Source organism: Solitalea koreensis (assembly GCF_900182575.1).
Taxonomy (GTDB): Bacteria; Bacteroidota; Bacteroidia; order Sphingobacteriales; family Sphingobacteriaceae; genus Solitalea; species Solitalea koreensis.
In genome coordinates, this window is record NZ_FXSZ01000006.1 from 207608 (window position 1) to 231283 (window position 23676).

A 23676-nucleotide genomic window follows, 5' to 3' on the forward strand; every position below is an offset into this window, starting at 1 on the left:
ATACCAAACAATTCATGATTCAAAAAATAATACTAACAGTATTTCTTTTCATTCTGGCGATAACGCAAGTTCTTGCTCAGTCAAAAACACTTAAAGATTACAATATCCAATGGACAACTCCTGGCGTTAATTCGCAAGGTTCGATGCCAATTGGAAACGGTGATTTGGGAGCCAATGTTTGGGTAGAAAATAACGGGGACCTTGTATTTTATGTTTCCAAAACCGATGCGTGGAGCGAGATAGGCAGATTGCTGAAGTTAGGAAAAGTACGTTTTTCCATTACGCCAAGCCCTTTTAAAGAGCAAAGGTTTTTGCAGGAATTGGATGTTCAAAATGGTGAGATCCGCATCAGCTATGGAGATACCAAAATTAAATTTTGGGTAGATGCGCATCATCCGGTCATTCAGACAGATATACAAAGCAACAAACCTGTTCAAGTACAAGTAACCTACGAAAGTTGGAGAAAAGAACGCCGCCAAATAACCGGCGAGGAAAGCCGTTCTTTCTGGGGTGTTGGAGAAAATCAGCATACTAAAGACTGCGATAATGTAATATTTCAAGAACCGGATATAATAGTTTCAAACAATACAAACAAGATTGTAGCTTATCATCATAATGCATATTCCATTTTTGGAAAAAACCTTTCCATACAAGCATTGGATGAGTTTTCGAAAAGTAGTTCCGATCCGCTATTGAACCTGAATTACGGGCTTTTAATTGATGCAAAGGGCCTGATCAATAGATCCGATACTGTATTGATAAGCCAACAACCCTCAACTCATTTTCAAATCAACGTATTCCCCTTAACAAAAAAAGGCAGTATTGAAGAATGGCAAAAGGAGCTTTTGACAAAAGCAAATGCAATGAAAGCAATTTCGGTTAGTAAACGAGAAGTGGCGCACAAGGCCTGGTGGAAGGAATACTGGAACAAATCATACATTTTCATAAGTGCAAAAAATACAAAGGACAGTGTAGAGGCTGAAAACGTAACACGTGCCTATATATTACAGCGTTTTATAAACGCATGTGGTGGCCGTGGCAATTCCCCCATCAAGTTCAACGGTAGTTTGTTTACAGTAGATACTTACAACAGGAATGGTTCTTACAAAGCACTGGATGCCGACTTTAGATTATGGGGTGGGTGCTACTGGTGGCAAAACACGCGCCTGCCTTATTGGAGCATGTTGGTTTCCGGCGACTTTGATTTACTGAAGCCATTGTTCAAAATGTATATGGACAACTTATCTTTGCGAATAGCAGCCACCAAAAAATATTATGGCCATGATGGAGCTTTCTATCCTGAAACCATGAATTTTTGGGGCACCTATGCCGATGGTGATTATGGATGCAACAGGGATAGTCTCAAGGATGGCTATGTGAAAAATCCTTATATCCGCTACTACTGGCAGAATGGATTGGAACTGTCGCTCATAATGGCTGATTATTATTCCTTTACTAAAAGCAGCGCCTTTGCAAAAGATACATTAGTGCCTTTTGTATCGCAAATACTCTCCTTTTATGACCAGCATTGGAAAAGGGGCTGCGATGGTAAAATCCTTTTTGATCCGGCTATGTCGCTGGAAACATTTCATACCGCTGTGAACCCCTTACCGGAAATTGTAGGGATAAAAACCGTTGCTGAAAAAATGCTGCAGTTGCCAGTACCGTTTACAAGCAAAGAACAAAGGGAGCAATGGACAAAACTCATCCAGGATTTGCCTTCCGTGCCCTTAAGAATACAGGGTAAGGATACCCTGCTGGCGCCGGCACAGGAATACAGCAATAAAGCGAACTCGGAAAATCCTGAACTCTATGCCGTTTTCCCTTACAGGGCTTATGGGGTAGGGAAGCCCGGTCTTGATATGGCGCTTAGAACCTTCGCGGCAAGAACGCATAAAGAAAACGGCGGTTGGCAACAAAATTCTATCCAGGCGGCTTATTTAGGCTTAGCAGAGGATGCTAAAAAAATGATTATTGAGAGTTTTTCAAGGAGGGATAATTATTTTCTCTTTCCTGCTTTCTGGGGTCCTAATTACGATTGGACACCCGATCAGGATCATGGCTGTGTAGCCATGATTGCACTGCAACGTATGTTGCTGCAATATGATAATGATGAGGCGACACTGTTGCCGGCCTGGCCCCGGGAATGGAATGTGCGCTTTAAACTAGCCGGACCCGGTAAGAAGGTGTATGAGGGGGAGTATGAAAATGGGAAATTGTTACAGTTGAAAAACATCAAAAAATTGAGTAATAGAACCGCTTATGTCAAGAAAAGATACAAAAACATTCCTTTCAGCTTAGATTCTAAAAAATAAGAGACACCTATGAACAATAAATCATTAATGGCATTTTTCCTAGGTATTATTCTTGTCAGTGCTTTATCCTCAAGGGCAGGCAGGAATGAACAGCAAAAAGCTATTTACAGAGATTCCGTTTTTATATTAAAGAATGCAAAGGTTATTCTTTCGCAAAACAAAATCATTGCTTCTACGGGTAAGATCGAAAGGGTATGGAAATGGACAGGCAACGGTCTGCAAACCATCAGCCTGAAGGATTTGCTGTATAATAAAGAATATGCTAAAATCAGCCCTAAGCTGCGGAGTGATTGGAGTTTGCCTGGCGCCATCAGCGATTCGTCATCGGCAGAATTGATGAATGTAGAAGTAACTCAAAACAACGATGAGGGTTTGAGCAATATGCATCTGCAAATTATTTCCACCATAAAATATCCAGGCGCCAAACTTCTGGTGCAGCATATAGTGTGGGTATATCCTGATGCAGTTGGTGTTCGTACACAATTAAGGATAAAAGCCCTCGATGGATTTGTTGCAAAAGGGATCAGGGATGATGAAAAGAAAGTAAACAGTTATGGCTACAACATGGAACTTGCCGGCCCGCTATGCGATTATCTGCCGTTGAATTTTACCATAGAAAACCAGCGCCGCTATTGGGGATATTATAACAACCCCGGTGGAAGGCATGATCCCAGCCGAGAAATGTTGCAAGAAACAGTTGTGAGCGGTTACCCTGTTTTTTTACAGGAAGATAATAACTGGGCCAGCGGTTTGAGCGTGGAATATAATAGAGGGAGCGAAGGGGTATGTGTGGTAAAAGAATCTCCCAAATGCGTTAACCAGCAGGCCCATCTTACTGGTAGTTTTTATTCCGGTCCTGAGGGATTAAAAGTAACCGGTTGGGGATTGGGTGCAGAGGAAATTGTTCCTGATCGTTTTAGGGAATGTTGGGCTACCTGGACCATCCTCTGGAATGGTGGTAACGATGGGATGCAATTAGCCTTGAAAAAATTTGACAGAATGCGCTACCCGGTTTTTCCTGGCAGGGATATGTTTATTCTAAGCAATACTTGGGGACCTGCTGATCCCGATGGGGCAAGGTTTACCGAAGAAGATTTCCTGATGAAAGAAATGCCGGCTTTAGCAGACATTGGCATTGATGTAATGCAGATTGATGATGGCTGGCAGAAGGGTGGACGCTCTAGCGGTGCCCGGGATTTCGAACCCCGATATAAAGGCGGCTGGAAAAAATTGAAAGAAGAGGCCGATAAATATAAGCTGCGATTCGGATTATGGATAACTGCAAAATATGCCACAGCCGAAGAAATGAAAAAAAATATTGACTCATTAGGCTTTGTTTCCTGGAAGGTGGACTTTGACCAGTTGCACAACCGTCAGGATTATGAAGAACGCATAAAAAAATACCGGGATGTGTTGAGGTATGGGCCCATGAAAACGCAATTCTCTTTATGCCCCGAATACGACGACCCTAGGTATGGCTGGTATTACAGTAAAGAATTCGGCAGCATTTATTTTCAAAACCTGCAGGAAGGATTGCCAGCTCATTTAACCATGGTGCCATACCAGGTGTTGCGGCAACACTGGCTGATGGCAAAATATTTCAACAGTGATAAACTGCAGGTAATGCTGCAAAACCCCAAACGCACCAACGCTGAACGCAGCGACGCAACGCAACACAGTCATTCTTATTGCTTTGCTATGGGTGTACCATTTGTGCCTTGTTTCTTCCAAAGCGCCCAGTTCCTTGACCCACAGGGAAAAGAAGAATTGAAAGGCTTTATTGCTCTGTATAAAAAACATAGGGAAAAGATTTTTACGGCTTACACTTTCCCGGTAGGAGATAAACCGGACAATGAAAGCTGGTCGGGATTTCAAATGGTGAGTGAAAATGGTGTAAAAGATAATTATTTGCTCCTGTTCAGGGAACTGCACAACAATGAGCCCATTAAAAAAATCCGCTTAAAATTCCTGGCAGGCAAAAGCATTGCGATAACTAATCTGCAAACAGGAGCTGTGATGATAAAAAATGCAGATTCCAATGGCGATATCAGTTTCACGGTTAAAAAACCTGCGGACTTTTTGTTTTTGAAGTATAATGTAATATGAAATGATTTCGAACGGTTTACTCAAACCTTGGTGAAGCTGTCAAATTGAAAATTTTTGTAACTTATTTGTACCTCAATATTTAAAAAAAGCCTGTAATTCGTTATTAATCGCAATATTTAGAGGTATGTTACTATCAAACAGGGATGATAGGGATCTATGATATTTAATGTCCTGATTGTCTTGCTGTTGATCAGCGTGTCGTGCATAAAATCCATGCACCAGGTGATGTTGGGACCAATGGGCCTTAAACAAAGGAGCCTTGACACGGGCAGCAATTTTATTGCGAAGGTTTAAGCGCCTGAGGGTATAAATACGGTATAACCGTTTATGATTCCACATGTACTGCTAAATTTAGTGGAGGATCATTTTTCTTTCAATGCTTCACCGTAAACTCTCAACGCTCTAGTTCTCGCATAACTATATTCTACAATCGGTTTTGGATATTCAACTGTTTCAAATTCAAGGATCCATTTTTTGATGTATTCGAGATTTTTATCAAATTTTTCTGCTTGGATTGTTGGGTTGAACACTCTGAAATAGGGTGCCGCATCACAACCACAACCTGCTGCCCATTGCCAGTTTCCATTGTTGGCAGCCAAATCATAATCGTTTAATTTTTGGGCAAAGTAAGCTTCGCCCCAACGCCAATCTATCAATAAAAGTTTGCACAAAAAACTTGCAACGATCATCCGAACGCGATTGTGCATGCAGCCTGTTTCGTTCAATTGTCGCATTCCTGCATCTACAAGTGGGTAACCTGTTTTTCCATTACACCAAAGTTCAAACTCCAACTCATTATTTCGCCATTGAATGTTACCATATTGTTTTTTGAATGGCTGATGAATCACATCGGGAAAATGATACAAAATCTGCATAAAAAAATCACGCCAAATGAGTTCAGATAACCAGGTTTGATTGTTTTTTATAGCGAAGGTTACACATTTGCGAATGCTAATGGTTCCAAAACGTAGTGCGATCCCCAATTGCGTAGTCCCTTGTATGGCCGGATAATCTCTGTATTTATCATATTCTGAAATGATGCTTTTATCTAATTCGGGTTGTTTGAAAACCATATCCGTTTTTTCAAATCCTAATTCTTTCAATGAGATGATTCCTGAAAACGGTTGTTGGAAAAAGTTACTGAAATTGATTGGTACAGCTTGATAATGTTTCGGCTTTAAATGCTCTTTCCATTTGTTGGAATAAGGTGTGTAAACAGTGTAAGGAGTACCATCATTTTTCAAAACATCATTTTTATCGAAAATCACTTGGTCTTTAAACGCTTTAAAAGTGATATTTAATTTCTTGAAAAAATTATAGATTTCTGTATCTCGCTGAATGGCTTGTGGCTCATAATCCCGATTGCAAAAAACCGCTTGAATATCGTATTCATCAGAAAGTGATTTAAAAATATCAAGCGGATTTCCAACGAAGCTACTCAACTTAGAACCGTGGATTTTTAATTTAAAATTGATGAAGTTTAACGCCTGATGGATGTAATCAACTCTTCTGTCTTTTTTATCTTCTAATTGATGTAGAATGGTTGTATCATAGATAAAAATAGGCAACACGGGGTATGCTGTGGAAAGTGCTTGAAACAACCCCATGTTATCTTCTAATCGCAAATCCCTGCGAAACCAAAATAGTACAATTTTAATTTTCACTTATATACGGATTGTAGTTTTTATCCTGTTTCACCCAGATCAATCTAGAAGTGTCGTAGCCGATTTTCTTTGCGATTTTCAGGTATTTTGTTTTTACCTCTTGGGGAATGGATTTTTCTCTTGATAGAATCCATAGATAATCTAAATTTTTTCCGGCAATTAACGCATATTGATAATTTTCATCCAATGCCACCACATTGTAATCCGAATAAAATGGCCCCCAAAAACTTACTTTAAGTGCAGCAATCGATTTATCTCCACGGAATTTTGCTAAACCCTCCGCTTTTGTCCATTCATTCTTTTTAAAATTAAAGCCACTGTTCAAAACAATCACATCTCCTTTTTTATCTAAAGTATACTGTGCAGATGTATTATCTAAATCTTTTTCAAACCGAAAATCAAACCGAGCAATTTCGTACCAGGTTCCCAAATAACGCTTAATATGAAAATTTTTAACCGGCTGCACTTTTGGAGGGCTGGAAGCACAGGAATTAAAAAGAACAGCGATTCCTATAATTAAAGCAGTTCCCATAAATGTTTTATTCTTTGATTTCACAAGGCTCATTTTGAAATATTTTAAAAAAGTAAACTACCAACAAAAAATGCGTATAACCATAAAAAGCATCTTCAATAGGAATAGTAAGCATTCGTATTCCTAAAAAGTCATCCGGATTGTAATTTACAACTGCAGATTCCAATCCTGTACCAGTGAGCGCACCATTGACCGGAAAAAAAAACAACATTAATATAAAAAATACTGTTGAGGCTTTTCCAATCCAACTTACGTGAGCTATAAAACGCAAATAAATTAAAGTAAGTGTAGTTGTTACTGCAGTAAGAAAGGTGTAAATCTTGTCGAAATGCAATAAGGCTATAACAACACAAGCAGTCACAATTACAAAAACGATAATATTATTAAAAGTATCCACCCAATTCATGTTAATAAATTTGTCAAAACAGAAATAGGTAAATACACAAGAAAAAGGGATGCAAATAAAAAAGAGAAATTCTTCAATAGGCAGGCCTGCAATACTTAACCCAATTGTATATTTTGAATTGAACCACCAAACACCCCGGGCCGTAAACCAAATATCCCAGACAATAAAAGGAATAGATACGAGAATAGCGGATTTAACAAATGACCCAAAATATTTGTTGAATTGAATTCTTTTATCGAAAGATGCTATAAAGCAAATGATGACCGTGAGAAAGTTTATTAATAAATAAGTGAATGGTTTCATTTAATTTAGTTCATTTTAACTTAGGGGTAACTTGGGTAGTATATATAATGGAACTTATTTTCATTAACGTACTACTATTCTTGTTATATCATTTTGAGAACCCAACTAATTAGCCAGATTGCTTAAGTAATAAATTAGCTTCTAGCTCTAACTAATTTTTTGATCATACCGCCAAAAATCAGTCCATGAAATGGGTACATTAAATACCAGTAAAACCTTCCCCATAGGCCAACAGGGCGGAAAGTAGCTTCTTGGTAAAGTTTATCGTCATGAATTTTAAACTCTAACCATGCCTCACCGGGTAGTTTCATCTCTGCAAAAAGTAAAAGTCTTTTCTCTGTTCGATTTGCATAAAGTACTCGCCAAAAATCCAGACTGTCTCCTGCCTCCAATTCAGATGCATTTCTTCGGCCTCTGCGTAATCCTACACCTCCAACCAATCGGTCTAAATAACCTCTTATTCTCCATAAAATATTTGCATAATACCAACCATTTTTTCCACCAATTTCAAATATTTTATTAAGCGTAGTTTCGCGGTCTGTTATTTTCATTTCGTTTTTATATTTGAAACAGCCTTCGTCAGGTACTTCCAGGTATTGCCAAACGTTACGCTGATGAAGATGGCTGGAAAATGTATCATACCAGGAAGACATTACTTCATTTTGCTTTATCTTATCAAAGGCAAAACCAATATTTTCCTTATAAGTATTTAGCGTAATATGTAAATCTTCTGCCAGGCTATTTTTATCAGCAATTACGTTAACTTTCATACTATTGACCAGATTTTTTGCTAAGGGAAATGAAGTAGAAGTAATAAAATATAACCAGTAGGATGAAATACGAGGGCTGAAAAATGGCACCGTGATAATGAATCTTTTCAGATGTCGTTCTTCGGCGTACTGCAACAACATTTCTTTATAAGTAAGTACTTCAGGCCCGGCTATATCAAAATGACGATTGAAAACATTTTTTTTGAGCAGCACACCTGACAAAAACTCAATAATATTTCTAATTCCTATTGGCTGGCATTTTGTTTTTACCCAAACAGGGGCAATCATTACTGGTAATTTCTCTACCAAATCTCTGATAATTTCAAATGAAGCACTGCCTGAACCTACGATAATGCCGGCTCTTAGTACTGTCAAAGCGTATTTGTGAGATTGCAGCGTCGCTTCTACTTGTTTGCGGGAGGCAAGATGTTTAGATAATTTGCTTTCGTTAATAATACCTGTTAAAAAGATTACTTGCTTGCATTTAGTTTTTTCAATTGCTGATCGGAAATTCTCTGCAACCAATTTTTCTTTTTCCGAAAAATCCCCATCAGCAGATGCCATAGAATGTATGAGAAAATAAGCCACATCAATATCTTCGGGAATATTTTCTAATGTACCAAGCTGCAAAAAGTCATTTTCTATAATTGTAATGTTTCCTTTAGCGGCATCATAATTTTTTGAACTGAACCGATTCTTGTCTCGAACCGAACAAACGATATGATGACTTTCTTTCAACAATTGAATTAGCAATCTTTTTCCTACATAACCCGAAGTTCCCGTAAGCAGAATTTTCATGGATTGGGGTTTATTTATTATTGATTATCTTTTTTGGTCTCTTGGTTTTCATTCTTAGAATAAATTTTAACGTATTTTAATGGAACAAACAAAAAACCAAAACACTCCCCTTGTTCTTTACCAATGTGCTTGTGATGTTGTTTGTGAGCCCTGCGTAGCGCTAAAAAATAGGGATTTATAGTACGGCTTCCTAACTTAACTCTTTGATGAATAAAAATATCGTGTACGAAAAAGTAAGCCATTCCGTAAAGCATTATTCCTAATCCAACAAAAAACAAATAGTTAAAGTGGTTTAGCGAACCAAAATACATTAGAGCAATTGTAGGTAATGCGAATATCACAAAGAAATAGTCGTTTTTCTCAAAGAAACCTTCATTGGTGTGGTCGTGATGATCTTTGTGTAACATCCACAAAAAACCGTGCATTACGTATTTATGGATAAGCCAGGTTGCCCCTTCCATAAGTATAAAAACTACTAAGATGATTATAACATTCATAATTCCTTTTTTGTATCGTTGAACATCTTCTCCAGAGCATTAAATCTATGATTGAAGATTTTTTCTAATTTATTTTTAACTAAAACTTGATGTGCCAGGGTACCTAAAAATCCGAAAGGTAATTCATAGTCAACTGTATCATTCATAAAAACGCCCTTTTCATTTGGAACAAATTCGTGGCGATGATTCCAATATTTAAAAGGACCCTTTTCCTGAAAATCTGTAAAACTCTTTTGAAATTCAACTTGTGTAATACGGGTTTTCCATTTTATTTCAATGCCTAAAAACGGTGAAACATTATAGTCAATCTCCATTCCTTCATGAATATCTTCATTAGCAAATTCAGAGCGTACAACAAACCCCATATCCTTTGGAGTTATTTTTGAAAGATTGTACGGATTGGAGAAAAATTTCCAAGCTGTTTGTATATCACAACTTTGTTGTTGCTCTCTGTATAGTTGAAATTTCATTCTATTTGTTTAAAATATTATTGATCATCTTTTTTAGATTCTCAGATTGTACCTTTTCAACATGCTCTCTTAAATAGCGCTCATCTTCAAGAATATTTTTATTGTATCCTAAAAATTGAGGACAATTTTTTTGCACCGATAAACGTATAAAGCGTATTTCAATATTGTCTTTTTCGTTTTTTAGTGCTTTATCAATATTGGTTTTTCCTTTCTTAAATGTACTTAACTTAGTTAAGGGGTTAATAGTGTGATTTGCCCAAATGATTTGTAAGGCACCTAAATAGGCTAGTGTAACATCATTCAATTTAATTTGCTCCAATGCCTTAATCATCATTTCACAGATCTCTTTTTCGGTTACTGATTTTTCATAATTATTTCTGATATAATCCAGATCAATATTTTTATTACTTGTTTTAAAAGAGCATAATAAGCAAAGACTGCATATCAGAACAAATCTTATCATAACATCGCAACTTTATATTGGATATAGCTAAGAACCATTACAGAAAATTTTTGAGTATTCGGTATGCGGATACGATTTTGTAATATATCTTCCGCAGAAGTTGTTTTTATTTTTTTAAATAAGGATATATAATATTTGTATGCTAAATACACTCCAAATTTTGATGAGTTTGGCAACATTTTGATTCCAACAAAAGCTTCTTTAAATTCATTTTCAATTTCATTTTCAATCTCACGTTTAACACAACTATCAAATAAATTCATCTGTATATTGGGAAAATAAGTGCGACCCAGAATTTGATAATCATCTTTTAAGTCTCGTAAGAAATTTACTTTTTGAAATGCAGAACCCAACTTCTTTGCATAAGGTTTTAGTTTTTCATATTCTTCCTTCTTACCTTCCGTAAACACTTGTAAACACATTAAACCCACAACCTCCGCCGAACCGTATATGTATTCATTATACAATTTCGAATTGTAATCAATTCTGTTCAAATCCATTTCCATACTATGAAGAAATTGGTCTATCAGTATCTTATCAATACTATATTTATGAACCGTCTCTTGAAAGGATTGTAAAATTGGATTAAGCGAAATACCTTCTTTTAATGCCTGATCTGTTTCAATTTTTAATCTGTTTAATAGCGTTTTTTTATCATAATCGTGAAAACTATCCACAATCTCATCTGCTAAACGCACATATCCATATATGGCATAAATTGCAGGACGAATGGAGGGCTTCAGAGTTAATACCCCAAAAGAAAAACTTGTGCTGTATTTTTCAGTAGTGCTTTTACTTACTTGGTAAGACAACTCATCAAATAGTTTTTTCATAGTCTATGGTTTTACCTTTTCAATTGAATGGATAACTCTATTGCTTGTGTTAATATCTGCTGTTGTGACTTTCCACCCATTTACAAAAACTCCCTTGTTGTTGTTAGTGAGAGATAGGGGTCCTCCGTTAATACTTTTTTTTCATCGTCTTTGAATTTAAGTTTATTAAGTTCATGGCTTACAATTTTCCCTGAAATGATTGAAGGCGGAACACCAGGTCCGGGTACTGTAAGTTGACCTGTATAAAAAAGATTGCTTATTTTTTTATTCCTGATTTTGGGCTTCAATACTGCAGTTTGCGAAAGCGTATTGGCAAGCCCATAAGCATTACCTCCATACGCGTTGTAATCTTGAACGAAATCTGACACGCAGTAACTTCTTTTATATTCAATCTTTGAAAGTAAATTTTCTGTTTTGGTGAGTTTTTCAAGACGATTAATCATTATGTTTAGATATTTTTCTCGCAATTCTTCATTGTCTTTAATGCCAATAGCTAAAGGCATTAATAGGAAAATGTTTTCGCAGTTTGAAGGCGCTACACTTGAATCAGTCTTGGAAGGACAACAGGCATAAAATAATGGGTTTTCAGGCCATTTTCTATTGCGATTAATTGCATCAATATGTTCATCTAAATCATTTTCAAAAAATAAAGTATGGTGTTTGATGTTAGTTATTTTTTCTTTGATCCCTAAGTAGTAAATCAAACAAGAAGGGGCAAAAGTTCTACTCTTCCAATATTTTTCGGTATAGTTTTTCAAATTTACATCTAATAAAGTTTCTGTATGATGATAATCAGACGAAGCAATGACTAAATCAAAAAAATGATTTTCTCCATTAATAACTAAAGAAGTCACTTTTCCCTTATGGGTGTGTATTTTTTCTATTGTCTTATTAAAATGAAATGTAGCTCCCTGTGACTCTGCAACCTTTTGCATTGCTAAAACCAATTGATAAAATCCGCCCATAGGATAATGGGTTCCGAGAGCATAGCCTCCGTAATTCATTAAACTATATAGTGCAGGTATGTTTTTAGGTGAAGCACCGAGAAAAATAACGGGAAACTCCATTAAAACTCTCAACTTCGGATTATCAAAATACTTGGCAACATAACTTCTGAAATTGGTAAGCAAATCAAGTTTTAAAGCACTCTTTGCAATTTTTGGCGACAAAAACTCTTTCCAGCTATGACAAGGTTTATTTATAAAATCTTGCATAGCCACTTGATACTTAAATTGAGCAGCTTTCATAAATTCATCAAGTTTTTCTCCGGCACCGACCTCCAATTCGTTAAATAGATTTTTTAGATCTTCATACGATTCGGGAACGGCAATTTTTCCATCATTAAAAATCATCTCGAATTGTGGATTCAGAGAAACCAAATCAAAAAAATCGGAAGCTTTATAACCAAAATCATTAAAGAAGTTTTCTATTATATCCGGCATCCAATACCAACTTGGGCCCATATCAAAAACATATCCTTTTTCGGTGGTAAATTGCCTGGCTCTGCCACCTGGTTGATTATGTTTTTCAAATACGTGAACCTCATAACCTTGTTTAGCAGCATAAGCCGCAGCAGACATGCCTGAAAACCCTGAACCTATTAATGCTATTTTTCTTCTCATTTTTCTATTGTTCTTTTGTTTTCAATGCTTCATTCAACAACTCGTCAGGTTCTAAATTTTGGCAATAGATCGGATGGTGAAAATCATTGAGTTTATTGAGCAATCGGATGAGTTCCATTTTTTCACTGTGGGTCAAATCTCCTGACACAATATTGGTTGCTTGACGAATTTTGCCCATTTGTTTATCAAGTGCTTCTAAACCTTTTGCTGTTATGTTGATTACTTTGCTTCGTTTGTCCGTTTCAGAATCTTTCTGCTGCACCCAATCTTGTGAAATCAAGCGATTGATAATTTGCATTCCAACAGGTTTATCTTGAATGTTCTTTTTTATCAACTCCATTTTTGTCATTTCACCAAAAGCTTTTAGATTGATGAGATAAATAAAATCTTCCTGCGTAGAAAAATCCGAACCATAAATCGCAGACTTAGAATAATTTTTGGCATAGCGATTCATATGCACAATGAAAGTACTGATTACACTTTCAGGGCTTCGACCATTTTTCTTGCCTTCCCAATCGGGTTCCACCATGGACTCTGATTTAGAAAAACTAAAAATTACCCATTGCTTAAAACCGCTTAAATCATTAGAAAATATGTTCGATTTAGAATTTGAATTTTCAAATTCCCACATTAAATCAATGATATCTTTTAATAAATGAAAGTCCATTCTATTTCAATACTGAACTAAAAAAATAAATTAGAATATAAATATACTAGTTTTGATTTAACAATTGAAATTAAATATTAAAAAAGGTTAAAATTTAAATATTTAGTTTATTTTTATACTATATAGTTGAATGAGCTATTTCAGTAAAGCTAAACCAGCCTGACCACTATTATAGTTCTTATAAACATAAACAGTTACCATTGGCAACTTCTATTTAGTCCTAGTTAATCTGTTGTATCTTAAAAAATAATTATTTTGCCGTAGCAAAATGGCTTAAAAGAGCAAGGCAAGAAATAAAAAGCTGAATGGGTAGAAACAGATGTTGAGAGAGTAGAATGACAGTTAGGTACCTCTATACTGTACTAGCCTGCCGACAAATAGGAGGTAAGTCCCAATAGCCATACCTATTACATTAGCATAACGCTGATCTGTAATTGTAAATAAACACAGATGTTGGGTAGATCAATTTCTGCATCGGGAAAGTAACCGTACAACTAAAGTCAGATTTTTTAATTAAAAACAGCTTGTAATTATCAAATTACAAGCTGTTTTTGTTTTATGCTTTGGGGTGTAAAAATTACGATTCTTAATGCGGTATTTTTTTAAATTTAATTTCCTTAACATGATAATAATCAGTAATTTAAGATTAATAATCTACCTAATCGCTTACTATCAATATGCCTAATCATCTACTACAAAAAGAGAACAGTAAGGTACATAAAGAAGTACTGGATGCGAATGAAAAGTATGCTCAACAATTCGGGGACAAAGGTAAACTAACAATTCCGCCTGTACGTAAATTTGCCGTTTTAACCTGTATGGATGCCCGGTTGGATCCAGCTAAATTTGCCGGATTATCCGAAGGAGATGCACATGTTATCAGAAATGCCGGCGGAAGAGCAAGTGATGATGCCATACGTTCCCTAGTGATTTCTCAAAAACTTTTAGGAACCCGCGAGTGGTTCGTAATTCACCATACCGATTGCGGGATGGCACTTTTTACAGATGAAATAATGCGCGATCTGCTTTCTACAAGCTTACAAACGGCTACCATTGATTCAAAAGGCTGGAGAAATGTTGAAGAGCATGGAGGTTCTGATGAGGCTAATTTTATTTCATTTTTAACCTTCAAGAATTTAAAAAAAAGTGTTGTAGAAGATGTACAACGCATTAAAAGGCATCCTTTAGTGCCGTATAATGTTCCTGTTTACGGATATATTTATGATGTTAAAACGGGTAAACTAATAGAGGTTGAAGAGGCTACCATAATTGGCCGGTCCGGCTAAGCGAAAATTGAGGTTAATTAAATTTCAGTCCCCGCAATTAATCCTTGCGGGGATTTGTTTTAACACTTTTCACTCCAGTACAATAATAGTAGACTGGAGGTAAATATCTTAGGGTTATGTTTAATTATTAATTCTTAAAAAAATGAAAAAGTTAACATTAAAAAAATTGAACTTAGAAAGTTCGGAAGTACTTACAAGAAAGCAATTGAAAATGGTATTAGGAGGAAGTGGAAGTGTCGGTTACTGTACTCCTGGTGAAACGCTATTCCATTGTACAACTCTTTGGGATAATGGGCAGGGTGGAACTACAAGTACTTCTGGTTCAGTTTGTGCAACAAGTAATGGAGTAGCAGAAGAAATGGTTTACCAGGAATATTCAGCAGATTATTTATGTTAAAAGTTAGATTTTCTTTATTGCTTATAATGATTCTTACTTCTTTATTGGCAAAATCTCAAGATGACCGTGGAAGTTTTTATATAAATGGTTATTTGAAGAACACTCCCTCTCAGACTGTTTATCTGATTAACTTCAGGAATAAGAATATTGTTGACTCTGCAAAAGTAAGTTCGACTGAAGGGTTGATTATGTTGAGCGGATCGGCAAGTGAGGAGCGGTCATATTATTTACGTTTTTCAAAGAAAGGAGGAATTCTAGTATTGGCTATAGCTCCTAAAGACAGTTTAGTCTTATACCATGATCTGGATAATTATTGGGAAACAAGTATTAAAGGGGCGGTCGCAGCTAAAGAGTTTCTAAATTTTAACTTAGCAGCTAATGAACAAGGTAAGAGATTGCGAAAAATAGAAAGTAAAATTGACAGCATGGAAAACATAGGGGCAAATGAGGATGATATAAATGTGGAAAAGAATGCACTTAAACTCATGAATATTGCCTTTCATAAGCAAAATAAGGAGCTTGCCTATAAAACACCAAGTCCTGTTACCGCCTCTTTTATTTTAGCAAATTTTATCATTCGCAACGAATTGGATGATCTTGAAGATTTGTTGAAGCATCTTGAATCTAAGTTTTCACGGTCCTCTTATCTTCCAGAAACTATTTCGACCATTAAGTCAAAAATTAAAGCTTCAAACACCATAAACGATTTCTCAGCAGTAACTTACGCGCCCGAAATTAACGCTTTGGACTTGAAAGGCCAGCCCTTTAATCTTAAATCATTAAGAGGAAAATATGTTCTTATTGAGTTTTGGGCTAGTTGGTGTAAGCCTTGCCGGGCCGAGTTCCCAATTCTGGTAAAAACCTATAACGAGTATAAAGATAGAAACTTTACCATTTTAGGTGTTTCTCTGGATTCTGGGAAGGAAGACTGGATTGAAGCAATAAAAACAGACAATTTAACATGGATTCACGTGAGTGACCTTAAAGGCTGGAAAAGCGCTGCTGCTCAGGTCTATAAAGTAAATGCTATCCCACAAAACTTTTTAATAGATCCTGAAGGGAAGATTATTGCAATGAATTTGAGAGGCGATGGGTTAAAGAAAAAACTGAAAGAGATTTTCAAGTAACAAGATTTTCCCGGTTTACGGATATATTTATGATGTTAAAACGGGTAAACTAATAGAGGTTGAAGAGGCTACCATAATTGGCCGATCCGGATAAGCGAAAATTGAGGTTAATTAAAATTTCAGTCCCCGCAATTAATCCTTGCGGGGATTTGTTTTTATCCCATTTTCAAACAAGTTTTGTATTTAATTGTGATATTGCAGGGCATTTATTCTTTAAATTTGATCACTCCTCATTCTTTTTTAACTGAAGTTATAAAATGGTTGAACGAACAATCACTAGAAACGTTTTTTAACGTTCAGGTAACCAATGATTTTGTTTTATTCCCTGATCACCATCTTGTGCTTCATTTGAACAGCATACCAAGTGTTTCGATGAAGAACGGGGGTGAATTACTTGCGATAACTGAGCAGTTTCAACTCCAAAATATTCGCTGTATTCATTTGTGGGAAGACATTTGGATGGAAAATACCGAATTGATTAAGTCGAGAGTGATGGCCATGCTGGGTCAATCGAAACGAATTCACGGGCGACAAACAAAAGTTGTTAAACTCGATAAACCCGTTTTAACTACTTTTCTAAATCAGAATCACTTGCAAGGCTCTCCAACGGCAAAATATAAATACGGTTTGGTCCATAAGGGCTCATTGGTTGCGGCTGCTTCTTTTAGCGCAGGAAGGCCCATGCTGCGTGAGGGACAAACGTATCAGTCATTTGAACTGGTTAGGTTTGCCAATTTGCATAGCCATACTGTTGTTGGCGGCTTAAGTAAGTTGCTTCAGCATTTCATTAAAGAGCAAAAACCGGATGATATTATGACCTATGCCGATCGGGATTGGTCGATGGGAGAGGGCTATCAGAAATTAGGATTTACACACATAGGTAACACCGCTCCACTTCCTTTTTGGATTCATCCAAAGGAACGATTGCGATATTATTCAACGCGTTTGCCCGATCATCTATCCAATGAGTTTAAAAATCAGGACGCATTTAAAACAATTGATTCATTTATGGAAGCGAAAGGGTATGTGCGTATTTTCAATTCCGGAAACCTGAAATATCTGTTACTGATTAATAGGTAATAGTGTTTTTTGCTATGGACTTTTTTAAACTTGTAACCTTCAACCTGTAAAACCCATGAATCTCATCGTTATACTTGGTCCAACCGCTTCCGGCAAGACAAAACTAGCTACACATCTTGCTTATGAAATAAACGGTGAGGTGCTGAGCGCTGATTCCCGTCAAATTTATACAGGTATGGATATTGGTACCGGCAAAGATCTCAATGAATATAATGTTAACGGCAAGTTAATACCCTATCATTTGATCAATATCCGGAATGCTGGCGATGATTATAATATAGCTGATTATCAACGTGATTTTGATGAAGCAATTCATCAGGTTGGCAAGCATAATGCAACACCAATTCTATGTGGTGGAACAGGAATGTATATTGATGCTGTGTTAAGTGGATTTCAGTTTACCCGTATTCCTATTGATGAACAATTGCGTAAAGAATTGCTGCTAAAAGATAAAGAAGAACTAATTTCGATTTTTAATGAACTACCTTCTGATTATACCCATCTGGCTGATACATCAACTCATAAACGCTTAATAAGAGCGATTGAGATTGCAAGTTATTTACAAAAACATCCTTTTGAATTTGCAGATCTACCCCAATTTAAGGCTACTATAATAGGGTTGAAAATTGACCGGGAACTTCGCCGTGAACGCATTACGAAACGTTTACAAGAACGGTTGCAACAAGGCTTGATTGAGGAAGTTCAAGCTTTATTGGATAAGGGTATTTCTGCTGAAAAAATCATCTTTTATGGTTTAGAGTACAAGCTGATTACTCAATATTTGCTCCATGAATTCAGCTACGATGAAATGGTTGCTAAACTGGAAGTGGCCATACATCAATTTGCCAAACGACAAATGACTTATTTTAGAAAGATGGAACGGGATGGACACGAAATTCACTGGATCGATGCCTCAACTCCATTAAATGAGCAATTGGATGCAATTAAATCCTTACTAAGATCAAAAGAAGTATAGCTTATTTTTTTAGAACCTTAAGCAAGTTAACAGCTGTTTTATGCAGCTCTTTCCAAGGATCATCTCTTGTTTTAAGCAGTTCAGGAACATTAAATATATTATAATCTTCCATTTTTAAATCAAAGGTCACCTCAGTCCAGAATAGAGGCCATGAAACGGTTGCTCCCGGTTTTGGCCTTAAACTATAAGCAGATGCAAGTGTTTGGCCTTTTCGGTTTTGAAGGTAATCAACATACACTTTCTTCTGCCGGTTTTTGGGACTACGCTCTAAACTTGTGATTGCAGGCACTTCTTCATTTACCCGTTGGGCAATGAACTCAGCGAATTTTCTCACAATTTCGAAATCATATTTTTGGGCAACATGTATATAAATATGTATTCCGGTCGATCCCGATGTTTTAACGAAACTGGTAATGCCGAGTGAATCATAAACTTCTTTAGTAGCCAATGCCACCTCAATTACTTTTTTAAACTCAATATCTTCAGGGTCTAGGTCAATAACTAGATAATCCGGTTGGTCAATTTTGGGAATTTGTGAAAGCCAGGGGTTCATTTCAATGCAACCTAAATTGGCGAAATAGATCAGTCCTGCTTTATCGTTACAGATTGCATAGTTGATTTCCTGATTATTGTGTTCTGAGAAGATAGGGACTGTCTCCAGCCATTCAGGTTTGCTCTCAATGTCCTTTTGATAAAAACTGCTGCCGTAAATGCCATTGGGATGTCGGTTCAATGAAAGTGGACGGTTTTTGAGATAGGGTAGAATATAGTCGGAAATGGAATCGTAGTAATCTACCACATTTCCTTTTGTAATATGATCATCGGGGAAATAGATTTTATTTTGATTGGTAAGTTTCAACTTAACCTTTCCGATTTTTAATTCGTAATTATCTTCTTTCATTGCTGGATGCTTTTTGATTGTGGCGTTTTTGTCATCTCGAAGCGTTTTAAAAACTGGATGTCGTAATTTTCCATCTTTGGTTTTTTCTGCAAATTTTATGGTAGCAATTAATTTAGGTTGTAACCAATGGACAGGGGTGTCATTTGTTATTTTTTCAGTGAATGAACTGGTGTTCTGTTCGTAAGGGATGAATTTTGCGTGGAGTTCAGCATCATCTTTTTCATTCCAACCAGTTCCGCATTTACCTGTGAATACAAGTTTGCTATCCTCATATTTCCCTAATAGCAAGGCGCCAATTTTCTCGGTTCCCGAACGTGCTTCAGTAAAACCACCAATGATAAACTCGTCATCGTTGGTGATTTTAAGTTTTACCCAATCTGAACTTCGGGTTCCGGGTAAATAGATACTGTCAATTTTTTTGGCAATGATTCCTTCTCTACCTTCGTTAAATACCGTTTTCAAAAGCTCTTCAGGCTTGCCTCTTTCGGAAGGAACATAAATAACCTGTGGTGATTTTAAGCTAGAAATTAATTTTTCAAGTAATTTCTTTCGGTCGCTTAATGGCATTGAAATCGTTGAAATTCCATTTAAATGCAAAAGATCAAACACATAATAATAAACTTTACCTGAAGGATCTTTCATGAAGTTTTGTAAAAGCTGAAAGTCAGGTTTTCCGGTTTTATCTAGACAAACGACTTCTCCATCCAAAATAACTTCATGATCGAAACGGCTTAAAATGGTAGCAATTTGCTGAAACTTGGTGGTATAATTTATTTGGTTCCGGGAGTAAAGATGAACCATGTGCTTGCTAACCGTTGCAACTATTCGGTATCCATCTAATTTGGGCTCATATACCCAGCTTCCACCGCTGACTTCCCTTTTTTTAGGAGTTTCCGCCAACATCGGTGAAACAAAGCCAACCGGTTTTGTCACTTGCCTGGAACGCGAAGTTTTTTCGGAAGTTTTATTTCCTTTCTTTTTTACGCGTTCAGAAACAAAATCTTCCGCATTATAAACTTTATCAGTAGCATATTTGTCGCCATGCTTAATTAATAACCAGGCGTTTTTTTCGTCCGATTTGATTTTTACCAGTGCAAATTCCCCTTTAAGCCGCTTACCATTCAATACGAATTTCAGGTTGCCTTTTTCTAATTCTTCCAACAAACCTTTTTCAGGATTTTTGTATTCCTTTAATGGGGAATAATAGCCCTTGTCCCAAATTAGTACATTGCCGGCTCCATAATTTCCTTTGGGAATTTCACCTTCAAATGATTTATAATCGATGGGATGATCTTCCACCATCATTGCCAAACGTTTATCCTGCGGATTTAAGGATGGACCTTTGGGTACCGCCCAGCTTTTTAACGTTCCTGCCAATTCTAATCGGAAATCATAATGTAATTGACTTGCATGATGCCTTTGGATTACAAATGCTAGTTTTTCCCCTTTTGATGTACCTCTTTGCGGTTCATTGGTTTTGGAGAAATCTCTTTTGTCATGATACGCTTTAAGGCTGTCCATACCTTATGAAACTTTTTTCTTTACCGATAAGCTTTTCATCAATTGATCCATTAAGTCATCAGATTTTTTAACTGTTTCGGCTTTAATTTTTCGGATGGTTGGTCGTTTTCCCGCTGCTTTCGCTTTAATGATGTTCAGTAATGATTCAGTGTACGAATTTTTAAAACTTGACAGATCAAACGGCGTGGTATATTCTTTAATCAATGCCAGCGCCATATCAAGCTCTTTCTTGTTAATAGCAGGTTCTTCAATGCTTAATTCATCCATATTTCTGATTTCTTCAGGAAAACGAATTTTTTGAATGACCAACCCTTTTTTTATTGACCGGATCAAGCATAAGTACTCTGATGTACGCAGAACAAACCGCGCTAAACCTGCTTTTTGCGTTTTTTCTAATGCCTGATGTAAAAGGCTATACGCTTTCATTCCTCCCTTTTCAGGCTCAACATAATAAGGACTCTCAAAATACATGGGGTCAACATCTTTTAATTCGAGAAAATTTTCAATTTGGATAGTTTTTGACTTTTCAGGTGATGCTTCCTCAAAGTCCGCCTCTTCTAAAATCACGTAATCATCCTGGTATTTATAACCTTTTACTATATTTTCCCAAGGAACTTCCTTTCCACTATTTTCGTTTACTCTTTTGAAACGGATAGGGGCATGGTCGCTCCGATCAAGCATGTCGAGGTCCAATGTGCTTGATTGAGTGGCGCTATACAGCTTAATTGGAATATTTACTAAGCCGAAATTGATACTTCCCTTCCAGATTGCTTTCATAATAGAGAGATTAAGATGTTTTAAAGAAAGGGAGAGGACATCAGAAAATAATCTGTCATCCTCTCCATGGCAGATTACAAGCCCATATCATCGACTGCTTCCTGAACCCTTGTCGAAAATTTGTCCTTGACAGAATTTATCCCTGTATTTAGAATATCAATAATATCATTGCTTGTACGTTTCAGCGTTTCGCTTAAGCGATGTCTCAATGCTGAACCTTTATCAGGAGCTGTTATTAAACCCAGTCCTGATCCAATGGCTAAACCTGCCAGAAATGCTAAAATTGTTTTACTATCATTATTCATATTGAATAGTTTTTAAAGGTTTAAGTAATATATTGTAAACGAGAATGATACGTATTGGTTTTGGAAAAGTAAATCTTTGGGAAAATGAATTTGCTTTTTTTGCTTCCGGGTTCTCTACGGAGATTATGAAGTAGGAGATCGGAATTCCGATTTTTTACTGAATATGGTTATGAAAGAAAACGATTGGGGTTGGAGGTTAATGAAGCATCCTGTTAAATGATGCTACTTAAATGCGTTCCTTCATTCAGCAAGAAGCATTGATACATAAGAATCCATAAGACGAAGGTATTTTTCCGTTTCGGCAAGTGCTTTTTTACGCTGCTCATTATCAGCATTCTTTGATCTAAGGCTATTAACCTTTGCCCTCACATTAGCACGATAACATTTATAATAAATAAAGAGTGATTTTTCCTCCTTGGTTTGCATACAAGGAAACAAATTGTTGTAAGTTTTGATGAATAATTTGGATAAATCCGGTCGACCGAATGCCTCAAGGTCCATACATAAAAAAGCTACCTCGTTCAGCACATCAATTTGGCGGTAGTCGTCGTTGAACTCTATGCAATCAAATATAACAGGTTCTGGAAGTAGGAATATATTCCGTGAGTGCAAGTCTCCATGAACATCACGGAAAAATCCCAAGCGCAATCTTGCCAATAAAAGGTCATTATGTTTACCAATAAAATTCATATTAACTTCAACCGCTTTGTCGATGATATCCCTGCTTTCAGCGCCCAAGTGCTCGTATAAATAACTTTTTTGCTCAGCCAAGGCATTGAACTTCTTCTGTATATTGCGCACCTCTTTCTTGTAAATGCAGCAGGCGTTTAGGTGAAAAGCAGCGATCTGTTGTGCTATGTTTTGTATGTCACTTCCTGAAACCTTGTTTTTACTCAATAAAACATCCATTTGCTTTTTTTCGTCCATTCTGCGCATGCGAACGGCATAATCAATAATTTCTCCCTCATTTAGGCCAAGATTAATTCCTTCTGGTGATTGCCTTACAGGTTGAATATCGAGGTACATATTTTCCGTCAATCTTTGATTTAATTTCAATTCTTTTTCACAAAAGTATTTCCGTTTCTTTAGTGTAGAAAAGTCCAAGAAGGAATACTTCATGGGTTGTTTGACCTTGTAAACAAACCGGTTACACAAAATGACCCATGAAATGTGCGTTTCAACGAGCTCAGGATGGTCGCATACGTTAAGAAATTTTCCTGCTGAAATCAGTTTATTTATTTCTTGTTTCTCCATACTTATTCAGATGATTAACCGCCATCAATAGCATATCTTCAATATTATCGTTTGTCGATTCCAGCACCAGGTGATCATTTACCATTGGTTCCCATAGCGTTTTTATTTTTTGATAAATATCAAAGTCAGCCTCACTGTAAGGCCTGCGATTTTTTAACCGTTCACGGATGACGGATTCCTCAGCTTTTACTTCGATAAAGAATACGGCATCCAAGGTTCTTAATCCATCGATGAATATTTTCCTGATCTTTTTTTTATAAAAAGTTCCATCAAGTACCACAATACCTTTGTCATTTTTTGAAAGTGTGACTTTTTCCAGCATTTTTTCATAAACTGAAAGTTTTTCTTCTTCAGAATATGTTCTGATGGCATGCATTTCCATCCTTAATCTGTCACTGTTTATATAATCAGCATTTATCATTTCAGCAAGGCGGGAAGCGAAATAACTTTTACCAGAACCTGGCAGGCCAAATACAATTACAATCATAAATGGTTCAAAATATGTTTCGGAAACTTTACATTAATCTAGGTAAATAGTAGATGATGCGCAAAAAACTGACATGATATAATTAAGCAGCTATTTCCGGTTCTCTATGATTCAAATCA

Annotated in this window: 23 protein-coding genes; 7 read left to right on the forward strand and 16 right to left on the reverse strand. The window is 36.5% G+C overall.

The genetic code is table 11. From position 1 onward, the window contains the following. Nucleotides 1-14: 14 nt before the first annotated feature. Both FN756_RS10965 and FN756_RS10970 read left to right on the forward strand, forming a co-directional pair. Entirely contained in the window at nucleotides 15-2315 is a 2301-nt protein-coding gene (locus FN756_RS10965) for a DUF5703 domain-containing protein (RefSeq protein ID WP_142604155.1), read from the forward strand. Between the two features lie 9 nt (nucleotides 2316-2324). Continuing rightward, a complete protein-coding gene (locus tag FN756_RS10970; RefSeq protein WP_142604156.1) occupies nucleotides 2325-4421 on the forward strand; it encodes an alpha-amylase family protein in 2097 nt (698 codons plus the stop codon). Between the two features lie 362 nt (nucleotides 4422-4783). Here the strand turns inward: FN756_RS10970 and FN756_RS10975 are convergent, their stop codons facing one another. The 11 genes from FN756_RS10975 to FN756_RS11025 form a co-directional block, all read right to left on the reverse strand. Then, complete coding sequence (locus FN756_RS10975) at nucleotides 4784-6085, reverse strand: cryptochrome/photolyase family protein (protein WP_142604157.1); 1302 nt, start codon at nucleotides 6083-6085, stop codon at nucleotides 4784-4786. Next, nucleotides 6075-6650, reverse strand: a complete 576-nt coding sequence (locus FN756_RS10980) for a lipocalin family protein (protein WP_246085466.1) — start codon at nucleotides 6648-6650, stop codon at nucleotides 6075-6077. Before FN756_RS10980 ends, FN756_RS10975 begins: the two co-directional genes overlap by 11 nt. Beyond that, nucleotides 6625-7326: a lycopene cyclase domain-containing protein gene (locus FN756_RS10985; protein WP_142604158.1), complete on the reverse strand. Its 702-nt coding sequence runs from the start codon at nucleotides 7324-7326 to the stop codon at nucleotides 6625-6627. Before FN756_RS10985 ends, FN756_RS10980 begins: the two co-directional genes overlap by 26 nt. Before the next feature lie 134 nt (nucleotides 7327-7460). Then, nucleotides 7461-8894: an SDR family oxidoreductase gene (locus tag FN756_RS10990; RefSeq protein WP_142604159.1), complete on the reverse strand. Its 1434-nt coding sequence runs from the start codon at nucleotides 8892-8894 to the stop codon at nucleotides 7461-7463. A 17-nt stretch (nucleotides 8895-8911) separates the two neighbouring features. Continuing rightward, nucleotides 8912-9391, reverse strand: a complete 480-nt coding sequence (locus tag FN756_RS10995; RefSeq protein ID WP_142604160.1) for a sterol desaturase family protein — start codon at nucleotides 9389-9391, stop codon at nucleotides 8912-8914. After that, a complete protein-coding gene (locus FN756_RS11000) occupies nucleotides 9388-9861 on the reverse strand; it encodes an SRPBCC family protein (RefSeq protein WP_142604161.1) in 474 nt (157 codons plus the stop codon). Before FN756_RS11000 ends, FN756_RS10995 begins: the two co-directional genes overlap by 4 nt. Before the next feature lies 1 nt (nucleotide 9862). Next, entirely contained in the window at nucleotides 9863-10324 is a 462-nt protein-coding gene (locus tag FN756_RS11005) for a hypothetical protein (RefSeq protein ID WP_142604162.1), read from the reverse strand. Further along, nucleotides 10321-11157, reverse strand: coding sequence for a phytoene/squalene synthase family protein (locus FN756_RS11010; RefSeq protein ID WP_142604163.1), 837 nt, complete (start codon nucleotides 11155-11157; stop codon nucleotides 10321-10323). The genes FN756_RS11005 and FN756_RS11010 overlap by 4 nt, the downstream gene beginning before the upstream one ends. Nucleotides 11158-11160: 3 nt before the next feature. Continuing rightward, the gene (locus FN756_RS14780; protein ID WP_142604197.1) at nucleotides 11161-11289 is read right to left on the reverse strand and encodes a fasciclin domain-containing protein; all 129 of its coding nucleotides are present in this window, start codon (nucleotides 11287-11289) and stop codon (nucleotides 11161-11163) included. Then, nucleotides 11238-12779, reverse strand: a complete 1542-nt coding sequence (locus FN756_RS11020) for a phytoene desaturase family protein (protein WP_142604164.1) — start codon at nucleotides 12777-12779, stop codon at nucleotides 11238-11240. The genes FN756_RS14780 and FN756_RS11020 overlap by 52 nt, the downstream gene beginning before the upstream one ends. A gap of 4 nt (nucleotides 12780-12783) precedes the next feature. Beyond that, nucleotides 12784-13446 carry a MarR family winged helix-turn-helix transcriptional regulator gene (locus FN756_RS11025; RefSeq protein ID WP_142604165.1) on the reverse strand — a complete coding sequence of 221 codons (663 nt, stop codon included), beginning with the start codon at nucleotides 13444-13446 and terminating at the stop codon, nucleotides 12784-12786. A gap of 677 nt (nucleotides 13447-14123) precedes the next feature. Here FN756_RS11025 and FN756_RS11030 point away from each other — a divergent pair. The 5 genes from FN756_RS11030 to miaA all read left to right on the forward strand — a co-directional run bounded on the left by FN756_RS11030 (nucleotide 14124) and on the right by miaA (nucleotide 18312). Then, a complete protein-coding gene (locus FN756_RS11030; protein WP_142604166.1) occupies nucleotides 14124-14732 on the forward strand; it encodes a beta-class carbonic anhydrase in 609 nt (202 codons plus the stop codon). A 142-nt stretch (nucleotides 14733-14874) separates the two neighbouring features. Next, the gene (locus FN756_RS11035) at nucleotides 14875-15129 is read left to right on the forward strand and encodes a hypothetical protein (RefSeq protein ID WP_142604167.1); all 255 of its coding nucleotides are present in this window, start codon (nucleotides 14875-14877) and stop codon (nucleotides 15127-15129) included. Then, complete coding sequence (locus FN756_RS11040; RefSeq protein ID WP_142604168.1) at nucleotides 15123-16256, forward strand: TlpA disulfide reductase family protein; 1134 nt, start codon at nucleotides 15123-15125, stop codon at nucleotides 16254-16256. Before FN756_RS11035 ends, FN756_RS11040 begins: the two co-directional genes overlap by 7 nt. A gap of 261 nt (nucleotides 16257-16517) precedes the next feature. Further along, nucleotides 16518-17336 carry a PDDEXK family nuclease gene (locus FN756_RS11050; RefSeq protein WP_142604169.1) on the forward strand — a complete coding sequence of 273 codons (819 nt, stop codon included), beginning with the start codon at nucleotides 16518-16520 and terminating at the stop codon, nucleotides 17334-17336. A gap of 55 nt (nucleotides 17337-17391) precedes the next feature. Next, the gene (gene miaA / locus FN756_RS11055; RefSeq protein ID WP_142604170.1) at nucleotides 17392-18312 is read left to right on the forward strand and encodes a tRNA (adenosine(37)-N6)-dimethylallyltransferase MiaA; all 921 of its coding nucleotides are present in this window, start codon (nucleotides 17392-17394) and stop codon (nucleotides 18310-18312) included. Nucleotide 18313: 1 nt separating this feature from the next. On the opposite strand, the gene ligD is transcribed toward miaA, so the two are convergent. From ligD to FN756_RS11080, 5 genes are all read right to left on the reverse strand, one after another. Further along, nucleotides 18314-20734, reverse strand: a complete 2421-nt coding sequence (gene ligD, locus FN756_RS11060) for a DNA ligase D (RefSeq protein ID WP_142604171.1) — start codon at nucleotides 20732-20734, stop codon at nucleotides 18314-18316. A gap of 3 nt (nucleotides 20735-20737) precedes the next feature. Continuing rightward, nucleotides 20738-21511, reverse strand: a complete 774-nt coding sequence (gene ku, locus FN756_RS11065; RefSeq protein WP_142604172.1) for a non-homologous end joining protein Ku — start codon at nucleotides 21509-21511, stop codon at nucleotides 20738-20740. A gap of 74 nt (nucleotides 21512-21585) precedes the next feature. After that, on the reverse strand, nucleotides 21586-21816 hold the full coding sequence (locus FN756_RS11070) for a YtxH domain-containing protein (RefSeq protein ID WP_142604173.1): 231 nt from the start codon (nucleotides 21814-21816) through the stop codon (nucleotides 21586-21588). Nucleotides 21817-22056: 240 nt separating this feature from the next. Continuing rightward, nucleotides 22057-23070 carry a hypothetical protein gene (locus tag FN756_RS11075; RefSeq protein WP_142604174.1) on the reverse strand — a complete coding sequence of 338 codons (1014 nt, stop codon included), beginning with the start codon at nucleotides 23068-23070 and terminating at the stop codon, nucleotides 22057-22059. Next, nucleotides 23048-23557, reverse strand: coding sequence for an AAA family ATPase (locus FN756_RS11080; protein WP_142604175.1), 510 nt, complete (start codon nucleotides 23555-23557; stop codon nucleotides 23048-23050). Before FN756_RS11080 ends, FN756_RS11075 begins: the two co-directional genes overlap by 23 nt. Nucleotides 23558-23676: the final 119 nt, after the last annotated feature.

What these genes read in the sequence shown, in the direction of transcription:
- FN756_RS10965 (WP_142604155.1), top strand. Translation starts at nt 15, where the DNA reads ATGATTCAAAAAATAATACTAACAGTATTTCTTTTCATTCTGGCGATA.
- FN756_RS10970 (WP_142604156.1), top strand. Translation starts at nt 2,325, where the DNA reads ATGAACAATAAATCATTAATGGCATTTTTCCTAGGTATTATTCTTGTC.
- FN756_RS10980 (WP_246085466.1), bottom strand. Translation starts at nt 6,650, where the DNA reads ATGAGCCTTGTGAAATCAAAGAATAAAACATTTATGGGAACTGCTTTA.
- FN756_RS10985 (WP_142604158.1), bottom strand. Translation starts at nt 7,326, where the DNA reads ATGAAACCATTCACTTATTTATTAATAAACTTTCTCACGGTCATCATT.
- FN756_RS10990 (WP_142604159.1), bottom strand. Translation starts at nt 8,894, where the DNA reads ATGAAAATTCTGCTTACGGGAACTTCGGGTTATGTAGGAAAAAGATTG.
- FN756_RS10995 (WP_142604160.1), bottom strand. Translation starts at nt 9,391, where the DNA reads ATGAATGTTATAATCATCTTAGTAGTTTTTATACTTATGGAAGGGGCA.
- FN756_RS11000 (WP_142604161.1), bottom strand. Translation starts at nt 9,861, where the DNA reads ATGAAATTTCAACTATACAGAGAGCAACAACAAAGTTGTGATATACAA.
- FN756_RS11005 (WP_142604162.1), bottom strand. Translation starts at nt 10,324, where the DNA reads ATGATAAGATTTGTTCTGATATGCAGTCTTTGCTTATTATGCTCTTTT.
- FN756_RS11010 (WP_142604163.1), bottom strand. Translation starts at nt 11,157, where the DNA reads ATGAAAAAACTATTTGATGAGTTGTCTTACCAAGTAAGTAAAAGCACT.
- FN756_RS11020 (WP_142604164.1), bottom strand. Translation starts at nt 12,779, where the DNA reads ATGAGAAGAAAAATAGCATTAATAGGTTCAGGGTTTTCAGGCATGTCT.
- FN756_RS11025 (WP_142604165.1), bottom strand. Translation starts at nt 13,446, where the DNA reads ATGGACTTTCATTTATTAAAAGATATCATTGATTTAATGTGGGAATTT.
- FN756_RS11030 (WP_142604166.1), top strand. Translation starts at nt 14,124, where the DNA reads ATGCCTAATCATCTACTACAAAAAGAGAACAGTAAGGTACATAAAGAA.
- FN756_RS11035 (WP_142604167.1), top strand. Translation starts at nt 14,875, where the DNA reads ATGAAAAAGTTAACATTAAAAAAATTGAACTTAGAAAGTTCGGAAGTA.
- FN756_RS11040 (WP_142604168.1), top strand. Translation starts at nt 15,123, where the DNA reads ATGTTAAAAGTTAGATTTTCTTTATTGCTTATAATGATTCTTACTTCT.
- miaA (WP_142604170.1), top strand. Translation starts at nt 17,392, where the DNA reads ATGAATCTCATCGTTATACTTGGTCCAACCGCTTCCGGCAAGACAAAA.
- ligD (WP_142604171.1), bottom strand. Translation starts at nt 20,734, where the DNA reads ATGGACAGCCTTAAAGCGTATCATGACAAAAGAGATTTCTCCAAAACC.
- ku (WP_142604172.1), bottom strand. Translation starts at nt 21,511, where the DNA reads ATGAAAGCAATCTGGAAGGGAAGTATCAATTTCGGCTTAGTAAATATT.
- FN756_RS11070 (WP_142604173.1), bottom strand. Translation starts at nt 21,816, where the DNA reads ATGAATAATGATAGTAAAACAATTTTAGCATTTCTGGCAGGTTTAGCC.
- FN756_RS11075 (WP_142604174.1), bottom strand. Translation starts at nt 23,070, where the DNA reads ATGGAGAAACAAGAAATAAATAAACTGATTTCAGCAGGAAAATTTCTT.
- FN756_RS11080 (WP_142604175.1), bottom strand. Translation starts at nt 23,557, where the DNA reads ATGATTGTAATTGTATTTGGCCTGCCAGGTTCTGGTAAAAGTTATTTC.